The organism is Hadarchaeum sp. (SeqCode), from assembly GCF_049969415.1.
GTDB lineage: Archaea > Hadarchaeota > Hadarchaeia > Hadarchaeales > Hadarchaeaceae > Hadarchaeum.
This window is the reverse complement of the sequence record NZ_JBMFOX010000007.1, coordinates 1-25,645: the sequence shown is the minus strand read 5'-3', so window position 1 is coordinate 25,645 and position 25,645 is coordinate 1. Positions and strand designations below refer to the sequence as shown.

At 54.1% G+C, this 25,645-nt stretch carries 32 protein-coding genes and 1 pseudogene; 24 read left to right on the top strand and 9 right to left on the bottom strand.

Going from position 1 to position 25,645, the window contains the following annotated elements:
- Positions 1-40 precede the first annotated feature (40 nt).
- From ACP5PX_RS03010 to ACP5PX_RS03000, 3 genes are all read right to left on the bottom strand, one after another.
- Positions 41-1,756 (bottom strand): ATP-dependent DNA ligase, encoded by a 1,716-nt coding sequence (locus tag ACP5PX_RS03010; protein ID WP_428083825.1) that lies wholly within the window; start codon positions 1,754-1,756, stop codon positions 41-43.
- A 38-nt stretch (positions 1,757-1,794) separates the two neighbouring features.
- Positions 1,795-2,673, bottom strand: coding sequence for a diadenylate cyclase (locus ACP5PX_RS03005; protein ID WP_428083823.1), 879 nt, complete (start codon positions 2,671-2,673; stop codon positions 1,795-1,797).
- 61 nt (positions 2,674-2,734) lie between these two features.
- Positions 2,735-3,118: a DUF192 domain-containing protein gene (locus tag ACP5PX_RS03000; RefSeq protein WP_428083821.1), complete on the bottom strand. Its 384-nt coding sequence runs from the start codon at positions 3,116-3,118 to the stop codon at positions 2,735-2,737.
- Positions 3,119-3,159: 41 nt separating this feature from the next.
- On the opposite strand from ACP5PX_RS03000, the gene ACP5PX_RS02995 reads away from it, so the two are divergent.
- Together ACP5PX_RS02995 and ACP5PX_RS02990 are read left to right on the top strand one after the other, a co-directional pair.
- The gene (locus ACP5PX_RS02995) at positions 3,160-4,029 is read left to right on the top strand and encodes a fumarate hydratase (RefSeq protein WP_428083819.1); all 870 of its coding nucleotides are present in this window, start codon (positions 3,160-3,162) and stop codon (positions 4,027-4,029) included.
- Positions 4,030-4,031: 2 nt separating this feature from the next.
- Positions 4,032-4,559, top strand: a complete 528-nt coding sequence (locus ACP5PX_RS02990; RefSeq protein WP_428083873.1) for a FumA C-terminus/TtdB family hydratase beta subunit — start codon at positions 4,032-4,034, stop codon at positions 4,557-4,559.
- A 310-nt stretch (positions 4,560-4,869) separates the two neighbouring features.
- On the opposite strand, the gene ACP5PX_RS02985 is transcribed toward ACP5PX_RS02990, so the two are convergent.
- Entirely contained in the window at positions 4,870-7,929 is a 3,060-nt protein-coding gene (locus tag ACP5PX_RS02985; protein WP_428083817.1) for an Ig-like domain-containing protein, read from the bottom strand.
- Between the two features lie 430 nt (positions 7,930-8,359).
- On the opposite strand from ACP5PX_RS02985, the gene ACP5PX_RS02980 reads away from it, so the two are divergent.
- The 14 genes from ACP5PX_RS02980 to ACP5PX_RS02915 are packed head-to-tail and all read left to right on the top strand — an operon-like array spanning position 8,360 to position 15,893.
- The gene (locus ACP5PX_RS02980) at positions 8,360-8,863 is read left to right on the top strand and encodes a Na+/H+ antiporter subunit E (protein ID WP_428083815.1); all 504 of its coding nucleotides are present in this window, start codon (positions 8,360-8,362) and stop codon (positions 8,861-8,863) included.
- A complete protein-coding gene (locus ACP5PX_RS02975) occupies positions 8,860-9,120 on the top strand; it encodes a monovalent cation/H+ antiporter complex subunit F (protein ID WP_428083813.1) in 261 nt (86 codons plus the stop codon). Before ACP5PX_RS02980 ends, ACP5PX_RS02975 begins: the two co-directional genes overlap by 4 nt.
- On the top strand, positions 9,117-9,443 hold the full coding sequence (gene mnhG, locus ACP5PX_RS02970; protein WP_428083811.1) for a monovalent cation/H(+) antiporter subunit G: 327 nt from the start codon (positions 9,117-9,119) through the stop codon (positions 9,441-9,443). Before ACP5PX_RS02975 ends, mnhG begins: the two co-directional genes overlap by 4 nt.
- A complete protein-coding gene (locus ACP5PX_RS02965; protein ID WP_428083809.1) occupies positions 9,440-9,682 on the top strand; it encodes a hydrogenase subunit MbhD domain-containing protein in 243 nt (80 codons plus the stop codon). Before mnhG ends, ACP5PX_RS02965 begins: the two co-directional genes overlap by 4 nt.
- Positions 9,679-9,987: a hydrogen gas-evolving membrane-bound hydrogenase subunit E gene (gene mbhE / locus ACP5PX_RS02960; protein ID WP_428083807.1), complete on the top strand. Its 309-nt coding sequence runs from the start codon at positions 9,679-9,681 to the stop codon at positions 9,985-9,987. Before ACP5PX_RS02965 ends, mbhE begins: the two co-directional genes overlap by 4 nt.
- Positions 9,987-10,421 carry an MnhB domain-containing protein gene (locus ACP5PX_RS02955; RefSeq protein ID WP_428083805.1) on the top strand — a complete coding sequence of 145 codons (435 nt, stop codon included), beginning with the start codon at positions 9,987-9,989 and terminating at the stop codon, positions 10,419-10,421. Before mbhE ends, ACP5PX_RS02955 begins: the two co-directional genes overlap by 1 nt.
- Positions 10,418-10,783 carry a sodium:proton antiporter gene (locus tag ACP5PX_RS02950; protein ID WP_428083803.1) on the top strand — a complete coding sequence of 122 codons (366 nt, stop codon included), beginning with the start codon at positions 10,418-10,420 and terminating at the stop codon, positions 10,781-10,783. The genes ACP5PX_RS02955 and ACP5PX_RS02950 overlap by 4 nt, the downstream gene beginning before the upstream one ends.
- Positions 10,780-12,294: a proton-conducting transporter membrane subunit gene (locus tag ACP5PX_RS02945; RefSeq protein ID WP_428083801.1), complete on the top strand. Its 1,515-nt coding sequence runs from the start codon at positions 10,780-10,782 to the stop codon at positions 12,292-12,294. Before ACP5PX_RS02950 ends, ACP5PX_RS02945 begins: the two co-directional genes overlap by 4 nt.
- A complete protein-coding gene (locus tag ACP5PX_RS02940) occupies positions 12,294-12,623 on the top strand; it encodes a hypothetical protein (RefSeq protein ID WP_428083799.1) in 330 nt (109 codons plus the stop codon). The genes ACP5PX_RS02945 and ACP5PX_RS02940 overlap by 1 nt, the downstream gene beginning before the upstream one ends.
- A 4-nt stretch (positions 12,624-12,627) precedes the next feature.
- Positions 12,628-13,047, top strand: coding sequence for an NADH-quinone oxidoreductase subunit B family protein (locus ACP5PX_RS02935; RefSeq protein WP_428083797.1), 420 nt, complete (start codon positions 12,628-12,630; stop codon positions 13,045-13,047).
- Positions 13,044-13,475, top strand: coding sequence for an NADH-quinone oxidoreductase subunit C (locus ACP5PX_RS02930; protein WP_428083795.1), 432 nt, complete (start codon positions 13,044-13,046; stop codon positions 13,473-13,475). The genes ACP5PX_RS02935 and ACP5PX_RS02930 overlap by 4 nt, the downstream gene beginning before the upstream one ends.
- 2 nt (positions 13,476-13,477) lie before the next feature.
- Positions 13,478-14,623: a nickel-dependent hydrogenase large subunit gene (locus tag ACP5PX_RS02925; protein ID WP_428083793.1), complete on the top strand. Its 1,146-nt coding sequence runs from the start codon at positions 13,478-13,480 to the stop codon at positions 14,621-14,623.
- On the top strand, positions 14,620-15,582 hold the full coding sequence (locus ACP5PX_RS02920; RefSeq protein ID WP_428083791.1) for a complex I subunit 1 family protein: 963 nt from the start codon (positions 14,620-14,622) through the stop codon (positions 15,580-15,582). Before ACP5PX_RS02925 ends, ACP5PX_RS02920 begins: the two co-directional genes overlap by 4 nt.
- Entirely contained in the window at positions 15,582-15,893 is a 312-nt protein-coding gene (locus ACP5PX_RS02915) for a 4Fe-4S binding protein (RefSeq protein WP_428083789.1), read from the top strand. Before ACP5PX_RS02920 ends, ACP5PX_RS02915 begins: the two co-directional genes overlap by 1 nt.
- A 12-nt stretch (positions 15,894-15,905) precedes the next feature.
- Here ACP5PX_RS02915 and hycI read toward each other — a convergent pair whose 3' ends face one another.
- Both hycI and ACP5PX_RS02905 read right to left on the bottom strand, forming a co-directional pair.
- Complete coding sequence (hycI, locus tag ACP5PX_RS02910) at positions 15,906-16,388, bottom strand: hydrogenase maturation peptidase HycI (protein ID WP_428083787.1); 483 nt, start codon at positions 16,386-16,388, stop codon at positions 15,906-15,908.
- A 4-nt stretch (positions 16,389-16,392) separates the two neighbouring features.
- Positions 16,393-17,079, bottom strand: coding sequence for a PHP domain-containing protein (locus ACP5PX_RS02905; protein ID WP_428083785.1), 687 nt, complete (start codon positions 17,077-17,079; stop codon positions 16,393-16,395).
- Positions 17,080-17,196: 117 nt separating this feature from the next.
- Here ACP5PX_RS02905 and hypE point away from each other — a divergent pair, with 117 nt between their 5' ends.
- The 8 genes and pseudogenes from hypE (at position 17,197) to ACP5PX_RS02865 (ending at position 23,623) form a co-directional block, all read left to right on the top strand.
- Positions 17,197-18,210 carry a hydrogenase expression/formation protein HypE gene (gene hypE / locus ACP5PX_RS02900; protein WP_428083783.1) on the top strand — a complete coding sequence of 338 codons (1,014 nt, stop codon included), beginning with the start codon at positions 17,197-17,199 and terminating at the stop codon, positions 18,208-18,210.
- Between the two features lie 320 nt (positions 18,211-18,530).
- Positions 18,531-18,686, top strand: a pseudogene (locus ACP5PX_RS02895) (MerR family transcriptional regulator); the annotation flags it as partial.
- A gap of 428 nt (positions 18,687-19,114) precedes the next feature.
- Positions 19,115-19,984, top strand: a complete 870-nt coding sequence (locus tag ACP5PX_RS02890; protein WP_428083781.1) for an ExeA family protein — start codon at positions 19,115-19,117, stop codon at positions 19,982-19,984.
- A 69-nt stretch (positions 19,985-20,053) separates the two neighbouring features.
- Positions 20,054-20,455 (top strand): hypothetical protein, encoded by a 402-nt coding sequence (locus ACP5PX_RS02885; protein ID WP_428083779.1) that lies wholly within the window; start codon positions 20,054-20,056, stop codon positions 20,453-20,455.
- Between the two features lie 88 nt (positions 20,456-20,543).
- A complete protein-coding gene (gene albA, locus ACP5PX_RS02880; RefSeq protein WP_428083777.1) occupies positions 20,544-20,831 on the top strand; it encodes a DNA-binding protein Alba in 288 nt (95 codons plus the stop codon).
- 103 nt (positions 20,832-20,934) lie between these two features.
- Positions 20,935-21,438: a transcription elongation factor NusA gene (locus ACP5PX_RS02875; protein ID WP_428083775.1), complete on the top strand. Its 504-nt coding sequence runs from the start codon at positions 20,935-20,937 to the stop codon at positions 21,436-21,438.
- A gap of 7 nt (positions 21,439-21,445) precedes the next feature.
- Positions 21,446-22,759, top strand: a complete 1,314-nt coding sequence (gene aspS, locus ACP5PX_RS02870) for an aspartate--tRNA(Asn) ligase (protein ID WP_428083773.1) — start codon at positions 21,446-21,448, stop codon at positions 22,757-22,759.
- 108 nt (positions 22,760-22,867) lie between these two features.
- Complete coding sequence (locus ACP5PX_RS02865; RefSeq protein WP_428083771.1) at positions 22,868-23,623, top strand: tRNA (adenine-N1)-methyltransferase; 756 nt, start codon at positions 22,868-22,870, stop codon at positions 23,621-23,623.
- A 38-nt stretch (positions 23,624-23,661) separates the two neighbouring features.
- Here ACP5PX_RS02865 and ACP5PX_RS02860 read toward each other — a convergent pair whose 3' ends face one another.
- From ACP5PX_RS02860 to ACP5PX_RS02850, 3 genes are all read right to left on the bottom strand, one after another.
- Positions 23,662-24,054, bottom strand: coding sequence for a Zn-ribbon domain-containing OB-fold protein (locus tag ACP5PX_RS02860; protein WP_428083769.1), 393 nt, complete (start codon positions 24,052-24,054; stop codon positions 23,662-23,664).
- Positions 24,055-25,218 (bottom strand): thiolase domain-containing protein, encoded by a 1,164-nt coding sequence (locus ACP5PX_RS02855; protein WP_428083767.1) that lies wholly within the window; start codon positions 25,216-25,218, stop codon positions 24,055-24,057. It abuts the gene before it with no gap.
- Positions 25,218-25,645: hydroxymethylglutaryl-CoA synthase (locus tag ACP5PX_RS02850; protein ID WP_428083765.1), on the bottom strand; the 428-nt coding region annotated here is incomplete at its 5' end. The genes ACP5PX_RS02855 and ACP5PX_RS02850, both read right to left, overlap by 1 nt.

The following is a 25,645-nucleotide window of genomic DNA, read 5'->3' as shown; positions in this document are numbered from 1 at the left end:
CCGTCCTTATCTCAACTGTTGAGACGGTTAAGTCTTTTTCTCAGGCCCTTTTGCCCTTTCTTCGCTCCTGCAGCTCAAACAGCTCCTCGATCTCCTGGACAGTCGTCGCCTCCTCCGGCCGCCTGTCCTCCCTCACCCTCAAGAATCTCGGGAACCGCAGCCCCATTCCGCTGGTGTGCTTTTCCTCCGGGCTGACCTGGATCTCCTCATAGGCTACCTCAAAGACCACCTCCGGCCTGAAGTAGGCGTCGCAATCGATCTCGATCTCCACATCTTCATGGGGCTCCTTTATCTGGAGCTTCTTGAACATCTTGGTCAGCTCCACCAGATCCTCGTCCGTGTACCCAGAGCCGCATTTAGTCACCGTCTTGAACCTCCCCGTTTCGCTGTCCCGGGCCGCCAGCACGTAGCTGCCGAAGACCCCCGCCCGCTTCCCCTTACCAAACAGACCCCCGACGACGACCAAGTCCAGCGTCTCCAGCGTGGGTTTCAGCTTCAGCCAGAGGAACTCGCGGCGGCCGGCCCGATAGGTGGACTGCAGGTCCTTGGCGACCAAGCCCTCGTGGCCAATCCTTATGGCGTAATCGCAGAACTCCTGGATCTCCTTGGCATCGGAGAGTATCCTCTGCTCCACCAGCCTCACCCGGCCCTCAACTTCCTCCACAATTTTCTCCAGCATTTCCCGGCGCTTGGTGTAGGGCTCGTCCAGCATCATCCTGTTTTCGACCAGCAGGACATCAAAGATGTTATACTCCACCGGGATTGCCTCGGCCGATTTCTCGACCCCATACTTCCTCCGCCGCTTGAGGACCTCCTGGAAAGGCATCGGTTTTCCGGTCTTTTTATCCAGAGCCACCAGCTCGCCGTCGACGATCACCCGGCTGGGCTTGAGCGCCTTCAGCAAAGGCGGCAGCAGGTCGGGGAACATATCGGTGTAGTTCTCCATCCTCCGGGTGAAAAGGTAGATCCTTTCCACGTCCTTGTGCACCTGAATTCTTATTCCGTCGAGCTTGATCTCAAAGGCCGCCTTACCCTTCATTCGCTCCAGAATCTCCTGGATGTCCTCGGCCCGCTGCGCCAGCATTGGGTTCACGGGATGACCGACTATGACGCCTAGACGGCGCAACCCTTTAGCCCCGCCCTCGGCGGCGGCCCGGGCCACCAGCGAGTAATCAGTCGTGAGCATGTAGGCGTGCTCAACCTCCTCGGGATCGACATTGAAGGCGGTGGCGATCGCGTCCCGAAGCCGCCCCTCGGCCACCCCGATTCGCAGATCGCCCAGCACCGTCCTGATGATGAACTTCGCCTCCAAGGGCTGGCTGCTGGTGAGGAGCTCTGAGATCGCGAGTATCTTGCGGTCGACGGATCCCTCGCCCGTTATCTCCGGCAGCCTCCTTATCCCCTCAAAGACCCTTTTCACCGTGAGCCGCTCAGTAAAGAGCGTGACCTGTTTCTTTTTCTCCATCAGCCTCCGGGCCACCTCACCCAGGTCACCAATCTCCAGCATCAACCTCTCCACCTCGCTCAGCGAGTAACCCGAGGCGTTGGAGACGGCCTTCTTGAGCTGCGCCAGCCCGACCCCGCTCTCCTGGGAAACATAGGCGGGCGTGGTCCGGCCCAACAGCAGTAGCACCACCCGCTCAATCTCCTCCGCCGGGGTCTGTCGAAGCAGCTCCGCGATAATGGCGTTCTTCTCCAAGTAAGAGGGAGTCTTCTCCAGCCTCTCAAAGACCTCGGCTAGCTTCAGATACTCCATTTCAATCAGTTAATAGTGGGTGGGCAGGGGTAAAATCCTTAAGTTGAGGGGCCCAGCGACTCGATGATCTTGCTGCCTGGGTCAATTTTGGCTAGGATTTTCCCCTTCTCGAATATCCTCACCACCCCATTCTCACCGGAAACGGTGACCCCTTTGGCCCTGGTGGCCGCCGTGATTGCCGCGACCGCAAGATGCCTGGTACCGAGGCCGGGGGGAATCTCCACGGACACGTTCGCGTCCAGATATCTCTGCGCGGCTACCACCACGCCCTCGTCATCGACAATGAAAGCGCCATCAAAAAAGGCATATTTCTTCAACAGGTCCCACTGCCTCCGGTCCCTGATGCTCACCTTGTAACTCTTGAATGGATTTATCATCAGCTGGCGGGACAGCCGCAGCACCGCCTTGACATCTCCCACCACAAAGGATGCGCCCAGCGGCTTGCCGTCGGGACCGCTCTTGGCGAGGTCAAGCGAGAGCTCCACCGCGGCCGCAAGAACCGGGTTGGATTCCAGGAAGTTGACCAAGGAAATCTCCTCGTTGACCTCGGTGCAGATTATTGAATCGGACATGTCGGCGAAACCGTTGCCCGTGAGGCAGACCACCCTCTCCCCAAGATGAATCACTCCCTGCTGGAGCCCGCAGGCGATGGCGTGGTGGGCCTGGCTGGCCCGGTCGTGAGGCCGGGCCGCGAGCTTCAGGCACTGGAAAGAACCTTTCAGGCTCAGCTGCCGGTAGGCATCGGGGTTGGGGGTGGCCACGATCAGTTTTATCGGCCTGCCGTTCCGATCGGTGATCTTCATCTTGGTAAAAAACTCGCAGTTCTTCCCTGTCTCGGTCAGGGCCAAAATAGCGTCAGCTTTTATCTCCTGAGCAACTTTAACCGCTGCCTCGGCCAAAGCTCTGGGGACATCCATCTCATCATTACTCCGTCCCCCTACCGCCTCGGTCAGCGGTATAATTTATGAAAACAGGGGATTAAAACCCTTTCTCCAGCCGAATTTCGTGACCCAAACTTACCTCAAGCCGGCTTACCGTTCCCGCGGGCAGCTCTATGAGGTAACTCGAAACCACACGGGAGCGGTGGAAGCGCCAAGGCCTCAGCGAATTCCTGACCTCGACCACTCTGAAGCCGGCGTCCAGATAGATCAGGTCAATCGGGAAGCGGACGAAAAACATGTGCACGCTGTTCCGTCCCGGCCTTGCAAAGATGAAAAACAGCGCCTCACCCGGCAGGAGGCTTTTCCGGAACATGAGCCCCCGGAGGCGGCTGAAAAAGCTGTTGGCCAGCATGACCCGGCGGGCGATGGTGGCCCTGGTGGTCCGGTCAACCAGCCTGAAACCGTTGTCCCGGGTCGGCATCAAGATATTTTAACGTGGCGGGATTATTTGAACTCGAACCTATGCTCACTGAAACAAGTTTTCGCGACACGGTTGTAGAGATGATCCGGCGGGCCGAGACCACGCTGCCCCGTGATGTGCTGAGCGCCCTCAGGCGGGCCCTGAACCGGGAACGGGAGCCCCTCGCGAGGTTTCACCTCAAAATGATGCTGGAAAACCTGTCTCTGGCTAGGAAGCTCCAGGCCCCGATCTGCCAGGACACCGGCACCTTCACCTTCTTCGTGAAGCTTGGCCTGAAGCGAGGGCTGCGGTTCGACCTCGGAAAGGCGATGACGGAGGCGGTGAAAATCGCGACGCGGGAGGTGCCGCTCCGGGCCAACGCGGTCGATCCCCTCACCAGAAGGCCATCGCCATCGAACACCGGTCGGGACCAGCCGGCCGTCCATATCGAGATAACGCCGGGCAAAGACCTGGAGCTGGAGCTGCTGGTGAAGGGTGCCGGAACTGAGAACTGCAGCCGACTCTTCATGATGCGGCCCACGGCAGGTGTTGCTGCCATCGAAGAGGTGGTGCTAAAGGCGATCGAGGAAGCAGGCGGTAAAAGCTGTCCACCCAATATCGTGGGGGTCGGAATCGGCGGCAGTATGGAGACGGCGACGCTGAGGGCCAAGCAAGCGCTACTGCGACCGCTAAACGTGAAAAATCCCGACCCAGAACTCGCGAAACTGGAGCACCGACTCGAGTCGTCCGCGAACAAGCTCAACATCGGCCCTATGGGACTCGGTGGCAAAACTACTGTCCTTGGAGTTCGCATAGAAAAAGCCGCCTGCCACACGGCAAGCCTCCCCGTGGCCGTGGCCTTCCAATGCTGGCCGGCGCGGCGGTCCAAGGCAAAGCTGGTGAACGGCAAACTCAGGGTGGTGGAACCTTGAAGATGAAGCGGCTGACGACACCGCTGGAGGAGAAAGCCATCAAGGGGCTGCGCGCCGGAAATCTTGTCACCATCACCGGGTCAATCGTCACGGCTAGGGACAAAGCCTACTCCCGAATAATCTCCGGGAAAAAGCCGCCGATTGACCTCAGAGGTGGAGCTGTCTACCACTGCGGGCCCCTCACCAAATTAACCCCGCAGGGTTGGCAGGTGATCTCGGCCGGACCCACCACCAGCGCCCGACTGGATCCGATGGAGATTGATTTCATCAAGGCCACCGGAGTCAGGGCGCTGATCGGCAAGGGTGGTGTGGGTGAAAACGTGGCCAAAGAGATGGGCAGGCTCGGCTGCATCTACTTGGCCTTCCCCGGTGGGGTGGGGGTTCTGGCCGCCAGTCGGATAGAAGGGGTGGAAAAAATAATCTGGGAGGAGCTGGGCCCAGAGGCCATCTGGGTGCTCCGAGTCCGAGATTTCGGGCCGATGGTGGTCGCCGTTGACAGGCGAGGCAACAACCTTTTCAAAAGGCTCTGAAACCAGCATCAAAAATTTGACGTAAGACAACAAAATTCTTACAACCTGTTTTTAACATGGTGGTTTTTCTGGAATTTTTCAAGCAATCGTAAAAATCACATATATGGTATGGGTATCACCGCTACCTGAGCGATAAGCGTTTGTCATCTCGTCAATGCGATGGGTTTGGATTACCTGGCCAGATGTCTAACTCCAGATGGCCAAATTTCCCGCAATATTTTCTAAACCTAAAATCGACAGACCTACCGCTCACTGGGCAAATAAAAAAATAAAAAGGGTAAAAGGGGAAGTGGTGGCGTTTTTCCCCTTTTTATCTCCTGCGGAATATGGCGATTGCAGCCAGGATCAACGCAACTATCACGATGATAATTGCGTAGGTCGACCACGGGGTAACGGTGCGCGTCACTGTAATGCTGACCGGAGTGCCCACGTTAACACCATCGGTCGCTCTGGCAACGATGGTGTTCATGCCCTCGGCCAAGGCAACGCTGTAGGTGAAGGTGCCGTCAGAGCTGATCGGTACCTCGACCGATCCCACTCCAACCTGCAACGTCAGCGTGATGTTGGAGTAGGACTCCCAGGCATCCTTCGTCACCTTACCGGTGATCTGGATGGTGGCTTGGTCTGTGGTGGTTCCGCTCGCCGGTGAGGTTATCTCCACCGACGGGGCTTTGGCGTCGTAAATCAGGTAGCCGTAGATTGTCTTGGTGCTCTCGTTACCGCCGGCATCTGTGGCCGTCACCGCGATGCCCACCGTCTTGCCCGCGAAGCCGGACAAACTAACGGAAGTTGTCCAGGCTCCCGTGGCGCTGGCGGTGGTCGCACCTGCGGTGTACTCGGTCCAGGTCACACCGCCGTCAGTGGTGGTGTAGACCTTGATCTTGTAGTTGGCCGTGGCAGTACCGGCTAGGTTCAGTGTGGAGACTGAGGTCGCTTTGGCCAACGCTGCGGTGGCACCAGCAACCAGGCTTCCAGCCAAGTTGGCCGGAGGAGCTGGGGTGTAGAGCAGGTAGCCGTACAGCTGCTTGTCACCCTCGTTGCCAGCCAAGTCCGTCGCCGACACCGCGATGCCCACCGTCTTGCCCGCGAAGCCGGTCAAGTCGACAGTAGTCGTCCAGTTAGAACCCGCGGTGGTCCTACCAGCAGCATACTCCGTCCAAGTGACGCCGGCGTTGGTGGTGGTGTAGACCTTGATCGTGGCCTTCGACTCAGCAGTGCCGCTCAGAGTTACTGAAGGAACTGTGGTTGCGGTCGGGACGGTCGCGGTTCCTCCCGTTATAGTTCCGGCCAGACCGGTTGGTGCAGCTGGAGCCACAGTATCAATGTGGAACTTGAAGATCGCTTCAGAGTATTGCAGGTTGTCACCGGCCCTTACGTAGATGTGGTACAGGTTGTCAGGCAGCTCCGTCGGGTACTGGTTCTCGAAAGTAGCTGACTTGAAAGGCCCCACAATCGTGCTCGAGGCGGCCAAGGTGTCGACTACTGTGTTGTCGTCCCGGCGCAGCTGAACGGTGTAACCCGTGTTGTCGGCAGCGTTAAAGCCGGTGTTTTCAACCCCCAGCGTGGCATCGGATATGAGCACCCTAATCAGCGGCGTGTTGTCGTTGATGTACTCCTTTGACGGAGCGGTGATGCTGATCGAGGGCGCCACGGTGTCCACGGTGACGTTTTCATAGTTTTCTGGACCCTCGTTGCCCGCCTTGTCGATGTACTTGATACCAACTTCCTGCTTGCCCTCAGACAAGACGATGTCCTTGTAGAAGTAGCCCGAAGAGTCAGCGCTGACGGTGAACACCTGCGTCCCAACCCGGATCTTGACGGTAATTCCTTCTTGAGGTCCAATCACGTCCAAGAAGTTATCCTGTGCTGTGCCTTCAATAGTCCATTCCTTAACATTTGTCTGGAGTCCCGGAGCCGGCGTTCTGGTGGCATTCTCGGTTATCCAAGCGGTAAGTGCCGAAAGGTTAGGCGCAGGCGGTGCCCGTCTGTCTATGGTGAAGCTGTCCGTCGCGCTGCTTCCCGTGTTTCCAGCCAGATCCTCGTAATCGGCACCGATGACGTAGACCTTGGCCAGTCCATCGCGGCTTAAGTTGTCGCTGGTGGTGTAAGTACCGGTCCAGACCTTCTTGTCGGCAGATGGGGTCATGGTTATCTGAACGTTCTCCCCGTTGTTCTCCTCGACCATCACGTTATCTAGCTTGGCCAAGGCCTCGCTCGCCGTCACCTTGATGGTCACCTTGGTGTTGGCCTTTACGTATTTGGGAGATACTTCCACGGTAACCGTCGGTGAGGTGGCGTCAACGGTTACGGTTATTTCTGAGATGATCAGGGCCCCGGCTTTGTCCTTCGCCCTCACGTAGATGGTGTAATCGCCGGTGGTTGGAGGCGTGGTCACGGTAAATGGAAACGCTAGGCTTCCACCTGCAGGAATCTTGTTGTCACTGATGCCTACCCACTCAAGCGTGGAGCCGGAAACGGACTGAGACCAACCGTTCGGGCGATTCTCCACATCAGTGGCGACGTAGATGTTCTCGCCGGCCTTTCTGATTACCTCGGTGTTCTCGTACAGCATTAAATTGGCACCTGAGTTCAGCACCACTTTTGAACCGGCTGGCAACACTACCTTGTTTTCAGGATAGGTCAGTGTAACATAAGCACCCGCTACCAACGTGTACGTGTCAATGCCCACCTTTGTCGACACCGCGTGCTGGGTTATCCAGCTGCTTCCGTCGCTAACTGTTACCGCCGTGTCTTTCAAGAGTACGACATTTTCTGCGCCGGTTACTCCTCCAACGTTAACATCGTCGTGCACCTTCACGTGGGCATCGTCCACCAGCGTGTAGATACCACCAGACTTCCGAACCACTATGGTTTCAGCCAGCGTGACCACATCGTTCTCTTTCAGAGCCAGCTTAGTGTCCTCATTCAAATTCACATTTTCCCCGCCTAGGTTGTCGGTAGTCACCGCCGCGGCTTTCTTTATTCTCACGTTTTCCAACAGAACCCTGTTTGCAAGAGGAGATCCCGGTGTGTTTTCAACGCGTACATTTTCATCCGCGAGTCGAATCACTTCCGTGTCTGCCGGTATCGTAACCGTACTACCGGCAAGTATTTTTACTTTGGTTCCTGCCGGTATGACCACGTTCTCGTTGTCGACGGCGGCCAGTTGTGCATCAGTGCCCGCCGGAACCGCCGCCAATACTTCCGGTCCAGTGAACCCAGAGGGCAGGATAATCCTGACGTTGTCAATCGCGTCAGGTCCGTTGTTTTTAACCGTAACGGTCAAAGTTACCTTTTTGTTGTAGGGCAGAAGCGTCTTGTCAATCGACACCGTTTGGGTGTGGGTGGCGCTCACGCTACTTGTCGACATTACTAGCATCATTGAAACTACCATTAAGGCTGCAATCACTTTCGCCAATTTCAGTTTCACTTATTCATCTCCTTTAATTTTACGAGGTAAACTCTTTACTGGGCTCTATTTAAGCTTTTCTGCCAGAAAAAATCCCGAAATTGAAAGAAAAAGGCTTAAATAACTTTTTTAACTACGTTGAACGTTAATACCATTATCGTCAATCGTCGTGAAAATAGGGGGGTATTTAAATACAACTTCAAAAGGAAGCCTCAAAATGGAGAAGCTGAGAAAAAAACCATCGTCGCACTCAAGCGTCCGCCTTCTCTAAACCGCCACGACCATTGCTCGCCTCGAAAACTAGTTTGGAGAAAAAATCCCTTGAAAAGAAGAAACACGTTTCAACGAAAAGTTAAAAAAGGCGCCGTGCTACTGACTTGCGGTTGAGGAAATGGTTAGCGCTAGGCTGCCCGCCACATTTCTGATCCTCTGGGGTATGTGGATAGCCCTGACCCTCTCGCTCGACCCCTCCGAGCTGCTGGCCGGAGCCGTGGCGGCGGCCTTGGTCTCGGCGCTCTCCTACGGCCTCCTTTTCCATGGCGGAATCAGGGAGAAGCTAAGTCCCGCCCGCCTCGGCTATGCCCTGGCCTACATCCCCTCCTACATCCTGGCAGAGGTCAAGTCTCACCTTGATGTCATCAGGCGCATCGTCGACCCACGAATGCCCATCAACCCGGGGATCGTCAAGATCAAGACCGGGCTCAAGACCGACCTCGGCCTGACCGGCCTGGCCAACGCCATCACGATGACCCCCGGTACCCTCACGGTGGATATCGTGGAGGAGGAGCCCTGCCTGTACATCCACTGGATCGACGTGAAGACGACCGACCCGGAGCAGGCGGGCAAGGAAATCGGCGGCGGCTTTGAGAAGTACCTGAGGAGGATCTGCGGATGATGCTGCTCTGGATTGTGCTGATCGCCGTGGTTGCCATCCTGATCTGCGCCATCAGGGCGGTGCGCGGCCCCACGGCGCCGGACCGGATTTTGGCCTTCGACGCGATAACGGGCTTGCTGACGGCGACGCTGGTAATCCTTGGCGTTCACTACCGGATTTCAATGCTGTTGGACATAGCGCTGGTGTATGCGCTGCTCGCCTTCTTGGGGACCCTCGCCATCGCCAAGTATCTGGAGGGCAGGAGTGTGGAATCATGATCGAGTATCTGGCCTACCTGCTACTGATCATCGGCTCGGCCTGCTCGGTGATCGGCGCCATCGGCATCGTCAGATTCCCGGACTTTTACACCCGAGTGCACGCCAACACGGTGGTGATCGTCGGCGGCTCAATCCTCTTAATCCTCGGCTCCGGGATCAGCGGCGGACTGAACTCCTTCACGGCCAAGGCGATACTGATCGCCATCTTCATCTTTCTGACCAACCCGGTCAGCTCACACGCCCTCGCCCGAGCCGCGCACAAGTCCGGGGTGAAGCTCTGGAGCCGCAGCGTGGCCGACAAGCTGGAGGAGGATAAGCGATGATTGACGTCATCATCCAGAGCCTTCTACTAATCCTCCTGCTGGTCCTCAACGTGCTCGCGATCCAGCTCAAGGACCTGCTTTACTCGGTGATCATGCTGGGCGGCGCGAGCATCACGCTGGCCGTCATCTTCTACATGCTGCAGGCGCCCGACATCGCGATCACGCAGGCGGCGGTGGGTGCCGGGGTGTCCACCATCCTCTTCATCATCGCCATCAGCCGCACCCGGAGGGAGGAATGATGCAAGCCAGAAATGCCCTCGCGCTGGCCCTGGTGGTGGTCCTCGGAATGGCCCTAATCTACACCGTCGTCTTCTCGTTGCCGCCTTTCGGTAGCTTTCCGGCCAGATACATTGACGGCAGAACCGTCGAAGCGGTGGGGGAAGCCTACCTAGAAAACGCGGTCTGGCAGACGGGGGCCACCAACGTGGTGACCACGATCGTCTGGGGCTACCGGGGCTACGACACTCTGGGTGAGTCGACCGTCCTGTTCACCGCAGTGGTGGGCGTCATCATGATCTTCAGAGCCTTGCGGAGGGAGGACTGATGGCCGGAATGACCGTTATCGTGAAAACCATCTCCCGGATCCTGTTCCCGTTCATCTTCCTATTCGGGATCTACATCGTCGTCCACGGCCACCTGACCCCCGGAGGCGGCTTCCCGGGCGGTGTCATCATCGCCGCCGCGGTCGCGATGCTCATCCTAGCCTACGGCCTAGAAAGGGTCCTGAAAAGCACCAGCTTCACCCAGGCTGAGGTCCTCGACACGCTCGGCAGCCTGACCATAGCCGCCGTCGGCCTCATGGGCCTGGTCTTCGGCTCCTACTTCCTGCAGAACACGCTGCCGCTGGGCGAGGTGGGCAAGCTCATCAGCGGCGGCAACTTCCTCTGGCTCTACGTGGGCGTGGGAATAAAGGTCACTGCGGGCATCCTGCTCATCCTGTTCGCGATGCTGTTCGCAACTTGGGGGGAGAAGGAATGATCACCGGGCTCAACTACATCATCGCGATGCTGCTGATCACGGCGGGCATCTACTGCCTGCTGTTCAAGAAGAACCTACTCAAGCTCGTCATCGGGCTCGCGGTGATAACCGACGGCATCCACCTCTTCCTAATCAGCATGGGCTACCGCCTCGGCGGCACCGTCCCCATCCTCAGCAGCGAGGTGGCTTCCAACCTCCCTGAATTCGCCGCCAGCGCGGTCGATCCTCTGCCGCAGGCGCTGGTGCTGACCTCCATCGTCATCAATATCTGCATCACTTCACTGGCGCTCTCCCTCTGCATCTACGCCTACCGGCACTGCGGAACGCTCGACACGACCAAGATCCGGAGGTTGAAGGAATGATCCCTCATGCGCCCATCCTAGCCATCGTCCTGCCGCTTTTCACCGCCTTTGTGATGCCCGTCATCGGCATCCTAGCCGAGCGCTATCACATCAAACACCTTCGCGAGGCCGTCGCCATAGCCGTCATGGTAGCCGTCCTGATAATGGTGGGCAGCATCGCACCCGATGTTTGGGGCGGGGAAATCATCGTCTACAAGCTCGGGGGTTGGCCTCCTCCCTGGGGAATCGTCCTGGCCGTGGATGCCCTCTCCACCCAAATGGCCCTCATGATCGCTCTCCTGGGCACCCTAGTCGTGATCTACTCGGCCTCCTACATGGGGCGGGACAGCGGGCTGAGCTACTTCTACACGCTAATCCTGCTGGTGATGTCCGGTATGCTCGGCATCGTCCTCACGGGTGATTTCTTCAACTTCTACGTTTTCCTCGAGATCATGAGCATCTCCTCCTACGCTCTGGTATCCTTCCGGCGCGACGCCCTCTCCATCGAGGCGGGAATGAAATACCTGGTCATCGGTTCCCTAGGCACCTCATTCGTCCTCCTCAGCGTGGTGATGCTCTACGGAGCTGTCGGGTCCCTCAACATCGCCGACCTAGCGATAAAGCTGGCCGCCTACGGAGCAACCAACGTTCCCCCGGTTTTGGTCATTTCGCTGGCGCTCTTCGTAACCGGTGTGATGGTTAAGGTGGCCATGGTGCCGTTCCACACCTGGCTTCCGGACGCCTTCACCGCGGCCCCGACGGCAATCAGCGCTCTTCTGGCCGGGCCGGCTGCGGTTGTGGGAATCTACTGGGTGGCCAGGCTCCCCTACCTCCCCTTCGGTATGCCGGTGGGCGCCATCCTAGTCGCACTTGGGCTGATCAGCATGGTCGTGGGTGTCCTGATGGCCCTCATGCAACGGGACTTTAAACGCATGCTCGCCTACCACGTCATCAGTCAGAAGGGCTACATGGTCCTCGGCATCGGGCTGGGCACCCTAGGGGCAGCTTACGGTACCATGGGAGGACTTTTCCACCTCCTCAACCATTCCACCTATAAGGCGCTGCTGTTCATGTGCGCTGGAGCCGTTCTTTACCAGACCAAGAGCCAAAAGTTCGACGAGCTGGGAGGGCTGGGTAAAAACATGCCCATCACCGCCATAACCTTCCTCATCGGCGCCCTAGCGATCTCAGGGATACCTCCTCTGAACGGCTTCGTCAGCAAGTATCTCATCTATCTGGCCGGCCTGCAAGCTGGGATGCCCTGGATAACCGCCATCGCCGTGGTGGTCAGCGGTCTGACGCTGGCGAGTTTCATGAAGGCCTTCAGCTCAGTATTTCTGGGCCAGCGACCCCAGCGCCTGCAGGGCACTATGGAAGCCCCAAAGCCCATGCTCTTCTCCATGATCGTGATGGCCCTAATCTGCGTGGCCATAGGGCTGATCCCGGACTTGGGATTCAATATCGTGGGGCCGGCTGCCGAAGCAGCTAAAAATGTGACTCACTATATAAGTCAAGTCCTAGGAGGAACCTGATGTTCGAAATCATCTGGCAACCGGTAATCGTCACGGTGGCAATCCTGCTCTGCTCCCTAGCCGTCTACGGCCTGATGGCGGCGGGGCAAAGGACCACCAAGCCGCAACCGACCCCGGAAAAAATGAAAAGCTATGCCTGCGGCGAAGAGCTGAAGCCGGAGGAAATCCACGCCGACAGCGCTCAATTTTTCTCAGCGGTGCGCCGGGTTCTGAGTCCATTTTACCGCTATGTTCAGGCCGCCCACACCGGTGAAGTGAACACCTATCTCCTCTGGATAGTTGCCGGCTTGGTGGTAATCCTGATAGTAATCCTGCTCACAGTCTGGTGATACCATGGGACTGACAACCTACTTCCGGAAAAAATCGCCCTGGCTGCTCCACTTCAACTCGGGCGGATGCAACGGCTGCGACATCGAGCTGCTGGCGGCCTTGACTCCGAGGTACGATGTGGAGCGCTTTGGGGTCAAGCTAAAGGGCTCGCCACGACATGCCGATATCCTCGTGGTCACGGGTCCCGTCACCAGACAGACAAGGGAGAGGCTCATCAGGGTCTACGAGCAGATGCCCGAGCCCAAGGCGGTCGTGGCGCTGGGCTCTTGCCCGAAGTCCGGGTGCGTGTTCCACGACTGCTACAACACGCTGGCCCCGTTGGAGAAACACATCCCGGTGGCCGCCTATGTTCCGGGCTGTCCACCGCGGCCTGAGACGATTATCTATGCTTTGGTGAAAGTGCTGGAGGGTATGGGAAAATGAACTCCCAGGAAGTTGCTGAACTGATCAAGGCGGATGTGGACGAGATCAAAATCATCGGGGAAAGATGTCTCTTCGCCACAAGCGACAAGAAAAGATTTTTCAACATCTTAAGAACGCTGAAAGCCAACGGCATCACCCACATCTCCACCATCACGGCACTTGACAACGGCAACTCCATCGAGCTTATCTATCACTTCGACTGCAGACCGGCACTGCTGAACCTCAAGATCTTCCTGCCCATGGAAGACCTGACCATACCCACCATCACCGACCTCTTCCCGGGAGCCGTCCTTTACGAGCGCGACATCATGGAGATGATCGGGGTGAAGGTAGAGGGACACCCGGACCCGAGACGGCTGTTCCTGCCCGAGGACTGGCCCCAAGGAAAATACCCGCTAAGGAAACAGAAGGAGGAGAAAAAGGAATGACGATGGTCGTGCCGATAGGGCCGCAGCACCCGGCGCTGAAGGAACCGGAATACTTCAGGTTCGAGGTCAAGGGAGAGGAAATCGTCGACGTCGACATCTACTTCGGCTACGCCCACCGCGGCATTGAGGAGACTTTTGCCCGCCGTAATTACCGCCACAACATCTATCTCTCAGAGAGAATCTGCGGCATCTGCAACATCTGCCACTCGACCTGCTACTCGATGGCGGTCGAAAAGGTCGCCGGCATAGAGGCGCCGGAGCGGGCCAAATACATCCGCTCCCTGATCCTAGAGCTGGAGAGGATTCACAGCCACCTGCTCTGGCTCGCGGTGGCGGCTCACGAGATCGGCTTCGACACCCTGTTCATGCTGGCGATGCGGGACCGGGAACACGTGATGGACATGCGGGAAATCATCTCCGGAGGCCGCGTCCACTCGGCAACCAACACCATCGGTGGCGTGAGGAGGGACGTGGCCCGGGAGCAGGTGCCGAAGCTGATGGAAAAGCTGGACAAGTTGGAAAAATCGGTAAAATACTACATCGACCTCTTCCAAACCGACAGAACGATAAGATCCCGGTGTGAGAACGTCGGGGTTCTCAGCAGGGAGGACGCCATCAAACTCTGCGCCGTTGGGCCGGTGGCGCGCGCCTCCGGTGTTAAAACGGACCTTAGGGTGGACGACCCCTACGCCGCCTACCCGTACCTATCATTCGACGTTATCACGGAAAATGATGGGGATGTCATGGCCAAGGGAATGGTCAGGCTGCGGGAGATGGCGGAATCGGTCAAGATGGTGCGGCAGATTCTTAAAGAAATTCCCAACGGCCCGCTTCGAGTGCCGGTGGATCTGAAAATACCGGCCAACGAGGCCGTCCAGAGGGTGGAGGCACCGCGCGGTGAGCTGCTCTACTACATCAGGTCCAACGGTACCGAAATTCCGGAGCGGGTCCGTGTCAGGACGCCCACATACGCCAGCGCGCCGTCGTTAAAGCCGATGTTCGTCGGCGGCACCGTGGCGGAGATCCCAATCGTCCTCTGGAGCCTCGACGTCTGCTTCGCCTGTAACGACCGCGTGACCTTGGTCGACGCCAACACCGGTAAAGCTAGGGTTGTCACCATGGAGGAACTGAGGAGGTGGCGCAAGTGAACGCTGTCCTTGACATCCTGCAGTTCATCTATCATTCGCTGGTCTTTCCCGGATTACTCTTTGTCTCAATTGTCGGCCTTCTTTACGTCGGGATCGACCGTAAGGTAACCGGACACCTGCAGCACCGCATCGGACCACCGATATGGCAGGAGTTCCTCGACTTCGGAAAGCTGATGACAAAGGAGGACATAACCCCGGCCGCTGCGATAAAGCCCGTCTTCGTTGCCGCACCTCTACTCGCACTGGGATCGCTGGCGGCGGTGATGCTGCTGTTGCCCGTGAACTCGCCCCAGCCCACGCTTCAGCTGACCGCAGACCTCATCGTCATTATTTACCTGCTCAACATCCCGGCCATCTTCATGATACTCGGCGGCTACTCCTCCGGCAGTCCATTTGCCATTGCCGGGGCGGGGCGCTACATCGTGCAGCTTCTGGGCTACGAGTTCGTCTTCATCCTGTCGATCGCAGCCATTGCGATCAAGGTCGGAACCCTCAACCTGACCGATATCATAAAATATCAGGGAAAAAGCGGCTGGCTGCTCTTCGACTGGAAGCTCGTTCCGGCGATTGTGGCCATGCTCATCGCCGCCCAGGGAAAACTGCTCCGCACGCCGTTTGATATACCTGAGGCCGAGACCGAGATCGTCGCCGGTCCACTCACCGAATACTCGGGCCCCAAACTCGCCATCTGGAGAACTGCCTACAATGTGGAAACCATCGCAGTGGCCGCCCTTCTGACCTCACTGTTCCTAGGTGGCCCAACTGCTTACATCATCGGAGGCGTGCAGATACCTGCCATCGTGGACTTCCTCATCAAGACCTTTTTGATAGTGATGTTAACAACGTTGGTGAGGAACATCGTGGCCCGGGTGAGGATTGACCAAGCGCTGAAGTTCTACTGGACCTTCGGCATCCTCCTCGCCGCGATTAGCCTAATACTGGTGATGGTGGTGCCCTAATGGTGAAAATACTTCCCAAGGTTCTGGCCAACCTTTTCCGCAAGCCCTTCACGGTGAAATATCCGTATGAAAAAGTGGAACCGGCCGACGGCTACCGTGGGAAGCCGTCAATAACTAAGGAAAAGTGCATCCGCTGCTGGCAGTGCATCAGGGCCTGTCCGGACCGAGCAATCAGCATCGATAAGGAAACCAAAACTCCGGTGATCTGGCTGGGCCGATGTACCTTCTGCGGGGAATGCGCTGAAGTCTGCCCTACGAAAACAATCGTGATGACCAAGAATTTCGAGTTCTTGGACCAGTATGTGAAGTAAAAAATTTAACAGCTATACCAGCTGGCCAAGTTTTTCAACCAGTATGCGCAAAAGTTCGTCCATTGACTTGCTCACTGCTTCACTCATTTTTGAACCGAAGTCAACTTTTCCCGGCTGAACGCCTATCAAGATTACCTCAGCCCCGATCTGTGCTCGGAGATATCCAGCTAAAGCCGAAAGAGGAATAGTATGCGTGGAAACCGAGCGACCGGTGATTGCGCCGGGATCAGCTATGACAATATCACCGGGCCTTCCGCCAAAATCTGCGGCATCGATGAGGATGATATGGGACGGCCCGAAGCGCCTGAGCTGCGAGGTGTAGTTCTCTGGAGCCGTCCCAGCATCAACGATTAGAACACGGGATGACTTTATCTGTCCGCGCAGCCTTCTGACGATTTCAACGCCGACCGCATCGTCGCCGCACCAATGGCTGCCCACGCCGACAACCGCAACCCGCTTTACCCCTTCCAGAAACAAGGACAAATCATCCTGCACTTTTTCACCGGAAATTATCGAAAATCAAATCCTCACTTTTGGCCCCAACACGCTTGAGGGCTGAAAGTGCCCAATCGATCTTTCCGACTTCTGAAGCGCGATGTGCATCTGAGCCTATGCTGAGCTTTACCCCCTTTTTAAGGCACAAACTGATGAAATCATCACTGGGGACTCTGTATTTAACGTTGACTTCCATAGCCACGTCCTTTTCCGCGGCCAGATCAACAAAATCCTCGATCTCATCCCAAGAAAGACACGGTAGCAAGTCAACATTGTAGAAAAAGGGGTGGCAGAAGACATCAACCCTCTGTCGCTCTATTGCGCGAACGGCACGGGATAGGTATTCGTGCGCCTCATCGCTGAGGTAAATCTCCTCCATATCGTGAATCCCTATGGAAACCAAATCAATTTTTTTGATGAATTCCTCCTCCACATCCAAAACACCGTATCGGCTAATTACGTTGGCTTCAATTCCGGCCAACACCGGTATCTCAGCCTCCTCCTCCACCATTTTTATATCCTCAAGCATCTGCGACATTTTCTCCTTAGCCACACCCACCTTCAGTTCCGGACCATGGTCAGTGAAGGCCAGAGCCTCCAGCCCCCGAACCACCGCTGCCTCGACAATCTCAGCATGGCTAGAGGTGCCGTCAGAGTAACGGGTATGGGTGTGGAAATCGAACCTTGGCAACATATCGAACCAAAAACGAATTGTACCTGAAAGGCTTAATTATAGCTGCTTAAAGGATGTCTAGGTTGACCATGCCTGGATTTAAAAATAACCGTGGTCGGGTATTGTGGTGACCGTATGTCTGAAAGGATTACCCTTTCTCACGGAGCCGGCGGTAAAATTATGATGGATCTTATAAAGGACATCATTTTGAAGGAAATCGACCTTAAAAGCGCAGGAGAGGTGGGTCTGGACGCCCTTGACGACGGGGCCAGCATTTCTATCGGGGATAAAACCTTGGTATTGACCACCGATTCGCACACGGTAAAGCCCCTGTTCTTTCCTGGAGGTGATATCGGCAGGCTCTCGGTATCGGGAACGATCAACGACATGGCGATGATGGGAGGACGGCCGCTGGCCATGGCCTGCGCGTTGGTGGTTGAAGAAGGTTTCCCCATCGCCGACTTAGAAAGAATCTTTCGCTCAATGAACCTAACCTCCCAAGAGGTTGGCTGCCCGTTAATTACCGGTGATTTTAAAGTCATGGAAAAGGGCGCTCTTGATGGAGTGATTATAACCACCACCGGCGTTGGATTGGCTGAAAAAATTATCACTGACCGGGGACTTAAGCCCGGGGACAAAATCATCGTTACTGGCACCATCGGTGATCACGGCATGACCATCCTCGCCCATAGAGAAGGAATCGGGCTGGCGGCGGATTTGGTGTCGGATGTTGCGCCTTTATGGGAAACCGTTGCGGCCGCGCTGAAAGTTGGTGGAGTAACTGCTATGAAAGATCCCACCAGAGGCGGGCTTAACGCGGCTCTAAATGAAATGGCCGAAAAGGCGCATGTAGGCATACTCATCAAGGAAAGTGAAATTCCAATTTTAAATTCTGTTAGGGCCGCTAGCGAAATGCTGGGTATAGACCCTCTTCAAATTACCAATGAAGGAAAAGCAGTCATGGCTGTCGAACCCGATAAATGCGAGTTGGTACTTGAAGCCATTAAAAAAACAAAGTATGGGAAAAATGCTAAAATAATTGGTGAAGTAATCGACAAATATTCTGGCAATGTAATTATCGAAACCGTTGTTGGTGGAAAAAGATTGTTGGAACCTCCTCTAGGTGACCCAGCTCCAAGAATATGTTAGCATACATTTGATGACAAAAAAAGACAAAAATAGAAAAAGGTATACAGTTGGAAAAATGTACGCATAAGTAGACAATAGACAAATGTGGACAGATAAAAAATGTGAGTGTTCGATCGATATCTCACATTTAAAAAATTAACAGAATATTTGGAAAATCGCTAATTAAACGCGTTATAGGGCCACTTTAACGCTTGTAAGAAGTGTATAACAATCGCTTAATTTTCAAAAAATATGGACTATGCTTTTTTTAAGATGTGGACAAATATAGACAATCACAATTAAGCTTAAATAATTGGACATAAATTGACAATTGTGGACATATGGAAAGGATGTACACTTTAAAAGAAGCCAGAGAGATCCTCAGGGTGTGTACCAAAACCCTACAGAGATGGGATAAACAAGGAAAAATTAAATGTATCCGCACTCCAGGTAACAGGCGTCTTATACCTGAAAGCGAAATTTTAAGAATTATTGGAAAAATAACTCCTTTAAGCGCGGAAAAAGAAGAAATAAAAGTTAAAACGGCCGAAATTGAACTAAAAAAGGAAAAAATACCTCCAGAAAATGAAAAGATTGAAAAAGCAAAAATAGATGAGACACCTAAAATTGAACCAACCGCACCGGTAGCACCGAAGCCAGAAATTATTGAAAAACTCAGCAAACCAAAAGAATTAACGCGTTATGCGATACTTGACGCTCTGGAACCGCCAGGGTTGGCTATCCGCTCGGCTTTCGGCGACCTTTTGTCCGCGGCTGTTCTTCTAAAAAAATTTACCAGTAAAGATCTCTCCGCCAGGGCCCGTTGCCCTGAGAACGTAGCCAACTTGTTCTGCCAGCGCATGCTCTCGCTAGGCTACGTGATCGAGAAAAACGGAATTTTTGAGATGCAGGTTGAGGTTATTAAATGACTACATTTGATGAAAAAATTGGAAAAGATCAACGTTTTGAAGCCTTTATTCAACGTTGGGGGCTAAAAAAAGACCCTTTTAGCTTTGAAATGCCTTCAATTGACGCTTTTGCTCCATCACAGCAAGAAGATATCCGAAAAATCAAACAATTGCTTTTGGAAGGCAAAGTTGGTGTCCTCACCGGAGATTTAGGGATGGGAAAGACTACGCTGTGTGAGTTTCTTGTCTCCGCATTAAGGGAGGAAAGCCTATCAATGACAGATCCTTCCAAACAAACCATACCTATTCTCGTCCACGGAGCCGCTTACAAGTCATCTGGAGAGATTATTAGGGCAATATTGCTCGCGCTGGAAATGCCAGTAGACAAAGACGACGCGAGCCTTTTTGACGTTTTGAGAAGATGGCATCACGACCATCAAGAACGCCTGATCATCATCATCGACGACATTCCTGAGAGTGGCGCCAACGTGCTTGAAATAGGTGAGTTTTTGCGCGTGCTTTCAGACATTCCGAACATCTCTATTCTGATCAACGGGGAAAAAAATCAAATGCAGCGGTTTTTGGACAAAGTTCCATCGCTGAGAGACCGAGTTCAATTATACGTGGAGCTTGAGCCAATGAGCAAAGAAACAATAAAAGACCTGTTAAAGCTAAGATTGAAGAGCGCCGGATGCCTGAATTACGATGCTTTGATAACTCCTGACGGCTTTGACGCGATTTACAAGCTGAGCAAAGGCAACCCAAGGCTGGCTCTCAAGGTCGCCGACAAGGCCCTCCACCTAGCCGCGGCTTTAGATGTACCGATCGACGAACGTGTGGTGAAAAAAGCGAACAAGGTTTCTTTTTGGAGGCGTCTGTTCGGATAACCTAGGTAAACTCCTGAGCACAACTATTTATCTTTGTTTCCCAAAATAGGAAACAAGGAGACGAGTTCCATGGAAGCCGGTAAAACGCCGCGAGCAGGGGATTGGCTCCGCGACAACCTTCTGGCAAAAGTCCTGTTGGAGCGGTCACATTTGGACGAAAAAACCTTGAAAGCGATGCTTCTTTATTATTGGTCCGAGAACCCAACTTTTGAAGATATTGGCAAAAAACTCAAAATAAACCGTTCTGGAGCCTGGAAAAGGTGGAAAAAAGGAAAAAATGCCATAATGCGCTCATTTTACACCATAGAACTGGCCATTTACTCTGGAATTCTAGACAGAGAGACTGCGGAAATCTTAATCGACGATCTCATAGACTACAACGAGCTGGCAAAGGGAACCGGAAATGTGGAGGAAATTAGAGACAGAATTGAGCGCCGGATGGTCCAGCTGGTTAGGAATCTACGTGGCTAGACACCAAAACGGCGGGGCTGAAATCGAAAGGTATTTATTGGTTCCGAAACGAGAAAAAACTACAAATAAACAAAGGAGGCAAGAAACTATGGCAGAACAAAAGACCGCCGAAAATGTGGTTTTTATTGGAGTGAAACCAGTGATGAACTATGTCTTGGCAGTGATTACGCAGTTCAATCAGGGCATCAACGAAATTACCCTCAAGGCACGAGGTAAAGCGATTAGCAGGGCAGTCGATGTCGCAGAGATCGTCAGAAACAGATTTTTGCCCAACATGGTGGTTCGAAACATTTCAATAGGAACCGAAACGATGCAGGCGGAAGGCGGTACCACAAACGTTTCGACTATAGAAATAGTGCTCGGAAAGGGGCAATGAACTCTTTCCGTGCCTTTTTATTTTTTTGTCCAATTTTCTCCAGCTCTGAGCGTTTCATTCGGGTTAACTTAAAAGGTAAGGAGACTAATGACTATTGATTAGCTTGCAGACGCCGATTTGCAAGATATGTCTAAAGAGCGGCATACTCTGCCAAGGCTGCAGTCAAAAGCTTCAGGAAGGAAAAATATCAAAATTAGAGCTTAATATCTCGCTGGCACTTTTTGAGCTTTCAAAAAAACATAAGGAATTGGACCAGCTCATTTTTAAACGCGCGGTCGATGTGGATGGGCTAGTCATTTTAGTAGTCGGGGCGGGACAAATCCCTCTCCTCATCGGCAGGAGGGGTAGAATCGTCCAAGAACTCGAAAACATTTTGAAAAGCAAAGTCCGCATAGTCGAGGAAGGCTCTACTGAGAAAAAACTCATTCAGGACCTTTTAACCCCTGCCGATGTTCTTGGAATTAACATACTCTACACCAAATCAGGTGACGAATACAGGATCAGAGTGCCTCGCCAACACGCGAGGCGATTGCCCAGACACAAGGAAAAACTGGAGGCCGCCTTGAGCAAGTTAACTAATAAAAACTACACCATAATATTCGAGTAGTGATTTTATGCAGCTCGATGATCTTGGCACATGGCGGCGCACTCATAAATCCCGAGAAATAACCGAAAAACTCGATGGACAAGAAGTCATCCTGATGGGGAGAGTTGGAGACATCCGCGACTTGGGTGGAATTAAATTCTTCATCCTGCACGACATCAGTGGCTCAATTCAGATTACTGCCCCACGAAAAAAAACTGATCTCAAAACCCTGACCAAATTGGACGCCCTGACCCAAGAGTCCTCGGTTGCCGTCAGAGGGAAAGTGGTGAGGGCAAAACAAGCCCCCCGTGGTGTTGAGGTACTACCATCTGAAATAAGGATATTAAACTTGGCCTCAACGCCTTTACCATTAGATCCAAGCGGTAAAGTAAAGGCCAACTTAGATACCCGACTCGATGCTCGGGGTCTCGACCTGCGCCGGGCAGAATCAATCGCCATATTCAAAATCCGCAACCAAGCGCTGCAGTCGATCCGGGAATATTTAATATCGCAAGAATTCATCGAAGTGCAGACGCCGAAAATCGTGGCTACGGCAACTGAGAGCGGCGCCGCTCTTTTTCCCATCTCTTACTTTGAAAAGGAGGCCTTCCTGAGCCAGAGCCCCCAGCTCTACAAAGAGGTGCTCACGGGGGCCTTCGACCGGGTTTTTGAAGTTGGACCAATTTTCCGAGCCGAGGAACACGATACACCGAGACACCTGAACGAGGCAACTTCGATAGACATCGAGGCGGCGTACATGACCGCAGACGATGTCATGAAAATACTTGAGGAACTTGTCTGGAGGGCTTTTGACAGCGTGAAGAGAAACTGTGCTGAGGAGCTTCAGGTGCTTCATCATGATCTCGAAGTTCCTAAAAGACCGTTTCCACGGATAACCTACGATGAGGCAATCGAGAAGCTAAACGCCGCAGGGGTGCTGTTAAACTGGGGTGAGGATCTGCCCACGCCTGCTGAGAAGAAGCTGGCGGAAATCCTCGGGGGCGCCTTTTTCATCGTCGATTGGCCGCTCGAGGTGAAACCATTCTACACTTTTCCCAAAGGGGATAAACTTAGTGACGCCTTTGACCTGATGTACGGAGAACTGGAACTAGCCTCCGGAGGGACACGCATTCACTCTGAGGAAATGCTGGTGAAACAGATGGGGCTAAAAGGATTGAACCCGGAAAACTTCGCGTCCCATCTCTTAAACTATCGCTATGGCCTGCCTCCGCATGCCGGTTTCGGGCTTGGTCTGGACCGGTTGACGATGGTCCTCACCGGAGCCGAAAACATCCGTGAAGTGGTGCTGTTTCCCCGAGACAGAAAAAGATTGACACCTTAACACATCTTATTTAAAGACTTGGCTTATCCGGCTAAAACTATCCCAGCAAAAATGCTCAAGATTAGAAAACATTAACAATTAAAAAGGAAACAGTTTCTTTGAAGTCATATGATATCTGACGGCGAGCGAATAATCCTGATCGACGAAGAGGGCAGGAGGTATTTAGTCCAGGCTGCCCAGAAAAAACTCCACACAAAGTTCGGAGTGGTGGATTTAGCCGAGACAATCGGGAAAGAACCGGGAGCAAGGATAAAATCCCACTTGGGCAAGGATTTCGTTTTGCTCCGGCCCGCCATCGTCGATTACCTGCATAAACTCCACCGAGTTCCCCAGATAATGCTGCCCAAGGATGCTGGACAGATAGTCGCCCACACTGGCGTTGGTCCGGGCAGCCGGGTTGTTGACGCTGGAGCCGGTTCGGGTGCCTTGGCCATCTTCTTAGGTAACTTGGTGAGGCCAACCGGGTGGGTGATAAGCTATGAGGTGCGTGAAGATTTCGCTAAAATAGCCGAAGAAAACATAAGAATGGCCGGGCTCGACGACATCGTGAAAGTAAAAAACAAGGATATCTACCAAAGCATTGATGAAACGGGGTTGGACTTGATTACCTTAGATCTGCCGCAGCCGGAGCTGGTTCTCCCCCATGCCCAGCAAGCCCTGAAACCGGGAGGATATCTCGCCGTTTTCACACCCTGCGTGGAACACCTGCAAAGGCTATATCGAGAATTTGGCAAATTTAGCTTCACCAACATTAGCACCATTGAATGCCTTGTTAGGGAAATTGAAGTTAGGGCAAACTGCACGAGGCCGAGCACGCGCATGATCGCCCACACCGGCTACCTAACCTTCGCTAGGCGTCTCTGAAAGAGTTGAAACCGCACTTCAAGACTGATTAAAACACATCAGACCTTCCGGAACTTGAACCCGTAGTAAATGACCCCATCCTCGTTATCTGAGCCGATGCGTCGGAAAACCATTTCCACTTCATCACCTATTTTAACTTCATTAGGATCACAGTCGACCACCTGCGTCGTAAGCCGGGGCCCATCCTCAAGCTCGACGATGGCCAGAACATAAGGGACTTGATCCTCGAACCCCTCTTGAGCCACATGTACCACCCCGTAGGAGATAATCCTGCCCCGGCGGCTCAGCTTGTAGGGCTCAAGCTTACCCATCCTCCGGCACTGCGGGCAGATGAAGCGCGGTGGAAAAAAGACCTTGTTGCAGTTGCCGCATTTGGTGCCGATGAGATTGTATCGATTAGGAATTTCCCTCCAGAAGCGCGGCACGGCCATTCAATCACCCCTTTTGAAGATATGAACCACTGCGGTGCCTCCAGTCCCGCCCACGTTGTGCGTCAGCCCGATCTCGGCCCCCTTGACCTGCCGCTTGCCCGCTTCCCCGCGCAGCTGTTGAACTATCTCCACAACCTGGGCAATTCCTGTGGCTCCAACCGGATGACCTTTGCCCTTGAGGCCCCCGCTGGTGTTTATCGGAATCTTTCCGCCTATCTCAGTCTGTCCCTCTTCAGTAAGTTTTCCACCTTCACCTTTCTTGCAGAAACCGAGATCCTCAATCGCCATAATCTCGGCGATGGTGAAGCAGTCGTGGACCTCCGCCACATCAACATCCTCGGGACCAATCCGGGCCATTTTATAAGCCATCCTAGCCGCCTCAGTCGTCGCCCTCAGACCGGTGAGGGATGGCCGGCTGTGGAGGGATATCGTGTCACTGGCCTGCCCAGTGCCGATGACGTGCACAGGCACCCTATCCATCTTCCGCGCCTTTTCAGCTGGAGCCACAATCACGCAGGCGGCACCGTCGGTAATCGGCGAGCAATCCAAAAGCTTTAGCGGGAGAACCACAGGCGGTGATCTCAGAACGTTATCAACAGTAATCCTCATGTGATACTGGGCGCAGGGATTCATACAGGCATTGTTGTGATTCTTGACTGCTACCATAGCCATCTGTTCCTCGGTCGTGCCAAACTCATACATATGACGCCGGGCCATCAATGCGTAAAGGCCGGGGAAGGTCGCCCCGGCGGAGACCTCCCACTCCTGGTCGGCCGCCGTGGCCAAAGCACCGGTTGCCTGCTCCGACAGGACATCGGTCATCTTCTCGATACCCGCCGCCACGACATAATCATGAACTCCCGAGGCTACCGAGATGACCGCCTGCCGCAGCGCTAGGCCGCCAGAGGCGCAGGCCGCCTCCACCCTGGTAGCTGGTATCGGCGCTAAGCCGGCATGGTCGGCAATCAACGAAGCTATGTGCTCCTGACATATGAACTGTCCTGAAGACATGTTTCCAACATACATGGCATCTATCTGCTTGCCGTCGATACCGGCATCTTCCAACGCGCGCGCGCCAGCTTCTATGATCATCTGCCGGAAAGAAAGATCCCAGAGCTCACCGAACTTGGTTATACCAACACCAATGATGGCCACATCACGCATTATTTCACCAAAAGCCTCTTGTACTTGACATACGTCGAGTAATCAACGTAAATCTTGCTGTTGAGAAATTCTTCCACCTTAGGCGCCAAGTCCCGCTTTTCCTCTATCGCTTCTTTAACCTTAATACTAAAGGCATCGCTTCCGGCGCCTGAACCATACGAAACGACCAAAATCCTTTCGCCGGGCTTGGCCTTGTCCAAAACAGCCGCCAGACCTATCATTGCGGACCCGGAATAGGTGTTGCCGATTTTTGGTGCCACCAGGCCGCAGGCGATCTGTGCCCTAGAAAAACCGAGCTCCTCGGCCACCTGGCAGGGAAACTTTCCATTGGGTTGATGAAAAACCGCATAGGAAAAGTCCTGCGGCGTGAGCTTCAGCTGGCGTAAAATACCGTGGGCGGCTGAGACAACGTGTTTGAAATAAGCAG

Excerpts from the sequence above, each read along its gene's own strand:
- ACP5PX_RS03010 (WP_428083825.1), bottom strand. The coding sequence starts at position 1,756 with ATGGAGTATCTGAAGCTAGCCGAGGTCTTTGAGAGGCTGGAGAAGACT.
- ACP5PX_RS03005 (WP_428083823.1), bottom strand. The coding sequence starts at position 2,673 with ATGGATGTCCCCAGAGCTTTGGCCGAGGCAGCGGTTAAAGTTGCTCAG.
- ACP5PX_RS03000 (WP_428083821.1), bottom strand. The coding sequence starts at position 3,118 with ATGCCGACCCGGGACAACGGTTTCAGGCTGGTTGACCGGACCACCAGG.
- ACP5PX_RS02995 (WP_428083819.1), top strand. The coding sequence starts at position 3,160 with ATGCTCACTGAAACAAGTTTTCGCGACACGGTTGTAGAGATGATCCGG.
- ACP5PX_RS02990 (WP_428083873.1), top strand. The coding sequence starts at position 4,032 with ATGAAGCGGCTGACGACACCGCTGGAGGAGAAAGCCATCAAGGGGCTG.
- ACP5PX_RS02985 (WP_428083817.1), bottom strand. The coding sequence starts at position 7,929 with ATGTCGACAAGTAGCGTGAGCGCCACCCACACCCAAACGGTGTCGATT.
- ACP5PX_RS02980 (WP_428083815.1), top strand. The coding sequence starts at position 8,360 with ATGGTTAGCGCTAGGCTGCCCGCCACATTTCTGATCCTCTGGGGTATG.
- ACP5PX_RS02975 (WP_428083813.1), top strand. The coding sequence starts at position 8,860 with ATGATGCTGCTCTGGATTGTGCTGATCGCCGTGGTTGCCATCCTGATC.
- mnhG (WP_428083811.1), top strand. The coding sequence starts at position 9,117 with ATGATCGAGTATCTGGCCTACCTGCTACTGATCATCGGCTCGGCCTGC.
- ACP5PX_RS02965 (WP_428083809.1), top strand. The coding sequence starts at position 9,440 with ATGATTGACGTCATCATCCAGAGCCTTCTACTAATCCTCCTGCTGGTC.
- mbhE (WP_428083807.1), top strand. The coding sequence starts at position 9,679 with ATGATGCAAGCCAGAAATGCCCTCGCGCTGGCCCTGGTGGTGGTCCTC.
- ACP5PX_RS02955 (WP_428083805.1), top strand. The coding sequence starts at position 9,987 with ATGGCCGGAATGACCGTTATCGTGAAAACCATCTCCCGGATCCTGTTC.
- ACP5PX_RS02950 (WP_428083803.1), top strand. The coding sequence starts at position 10,418 with ATGATCACCGGGCTCAACTACATCATCGCGATGCTGCTGATCACGGCG.
- ACP5PX_RS02945 (WP_428083801.1), top strand. The coding sequence starts at position 10,780 with ATGATCCCTCATGCGCCCATCCTAGCCATCGTCCTGCCGCTTTTCACC.
- ACP5PX_RS02940 (WP_428083799.1), top strand. The coding sequence starts at position 12,294 with ATGTTCGAAATCATCTGGCAACCGGTAATCGTCACGGTGGCAATCCTG.
- ACP5PX_RS02935 (WP_428083797.1), top strand. The coding sequence starts at position 12,628 with ATGGGACTGACAACCTACTTCCGGAAAAAATCGCCCTGGCTGCTCCAC.
- ACP5PX_RS02930 (WP_428083795.1), top strand. The coding sequence starts at position 13,044 with ATGAACTCCCAGGAAGTTGCTGAACTGATCAAGGCGGATGTGGACGAG.
- ACP5PX_RS02925 (WP_428083793.1), top strand. The coding sequence starts at position 13,478 with ATGGTCGTGCCGATAGGGCCGCAGCACCCGGCGCTGAAGGAACCGGAA.
- ACP5PX_RS02915 (WP_428083789.1), top strand. The coding sequence starts at position 15,582 with ATGGTGAAAATACTTCCCAAGGTTCTGGCCAACCTTTTCCGCAAGCCC.
- hypE (WP_428083783.1), top strand. The coding sequence starts at position 17,197 with ATGTCTGAAAGGATTACCCTTTCTCACGGAGCCGGCGGTAAAATTATG.
- ACP5PX_RS02890 (WP_428083781.1), top strand. The coding sequence starts at position 19,115 with ATGACTACATTTGATGAAAAAATTGGAAAAGATCAACGTTTTGAAGCC.
- ACP5PX_RS02885 (WP_428083779.1), top strand. The coding sequence starts at position 20,054 with ATGGAAGCCGGTAAAACGCCGCGAGCAGGGGATTGGCTCCGCGACAAC.
- albA (WP_428083777.1), top strand. The coding sequence starts at position 20,544 with ATGGCAGAACAAAAGACCGCCGAAAATGTGGTTTTTATTGGAGTGAAA.
- aspS (WP_428083773.1), top strand. The coding sequence starts at position 21,446 with ATGCAGCTCGATGATCTTGGCACATGGCGGCGCACTCATAAATCCCGA.
- ACP5PX_RS02865 (WP_428083771.1), top strand. The coding sequence starts at position 22,868 with ATGATATCTGACGGCGAGCGAATAATCCTGATCGACGAAGAGGGCAGG.
- ACP5PX_RS02860 (WP_428083769.1), bottom strand. The coding sequence starts at position 24,054 with ATGGCCGTGCCGCGCTTCTGGAGGGAAATTCCTAATCGATACAATCTC.
- ACP5PX_RS02855 (WP_428083767.1), bottom strand. The coding sequence starts at position 25,218 with ATGCGTGATGTGGCCATCATTGGTGTTGGTATAACCAAGTTCGGTGAG.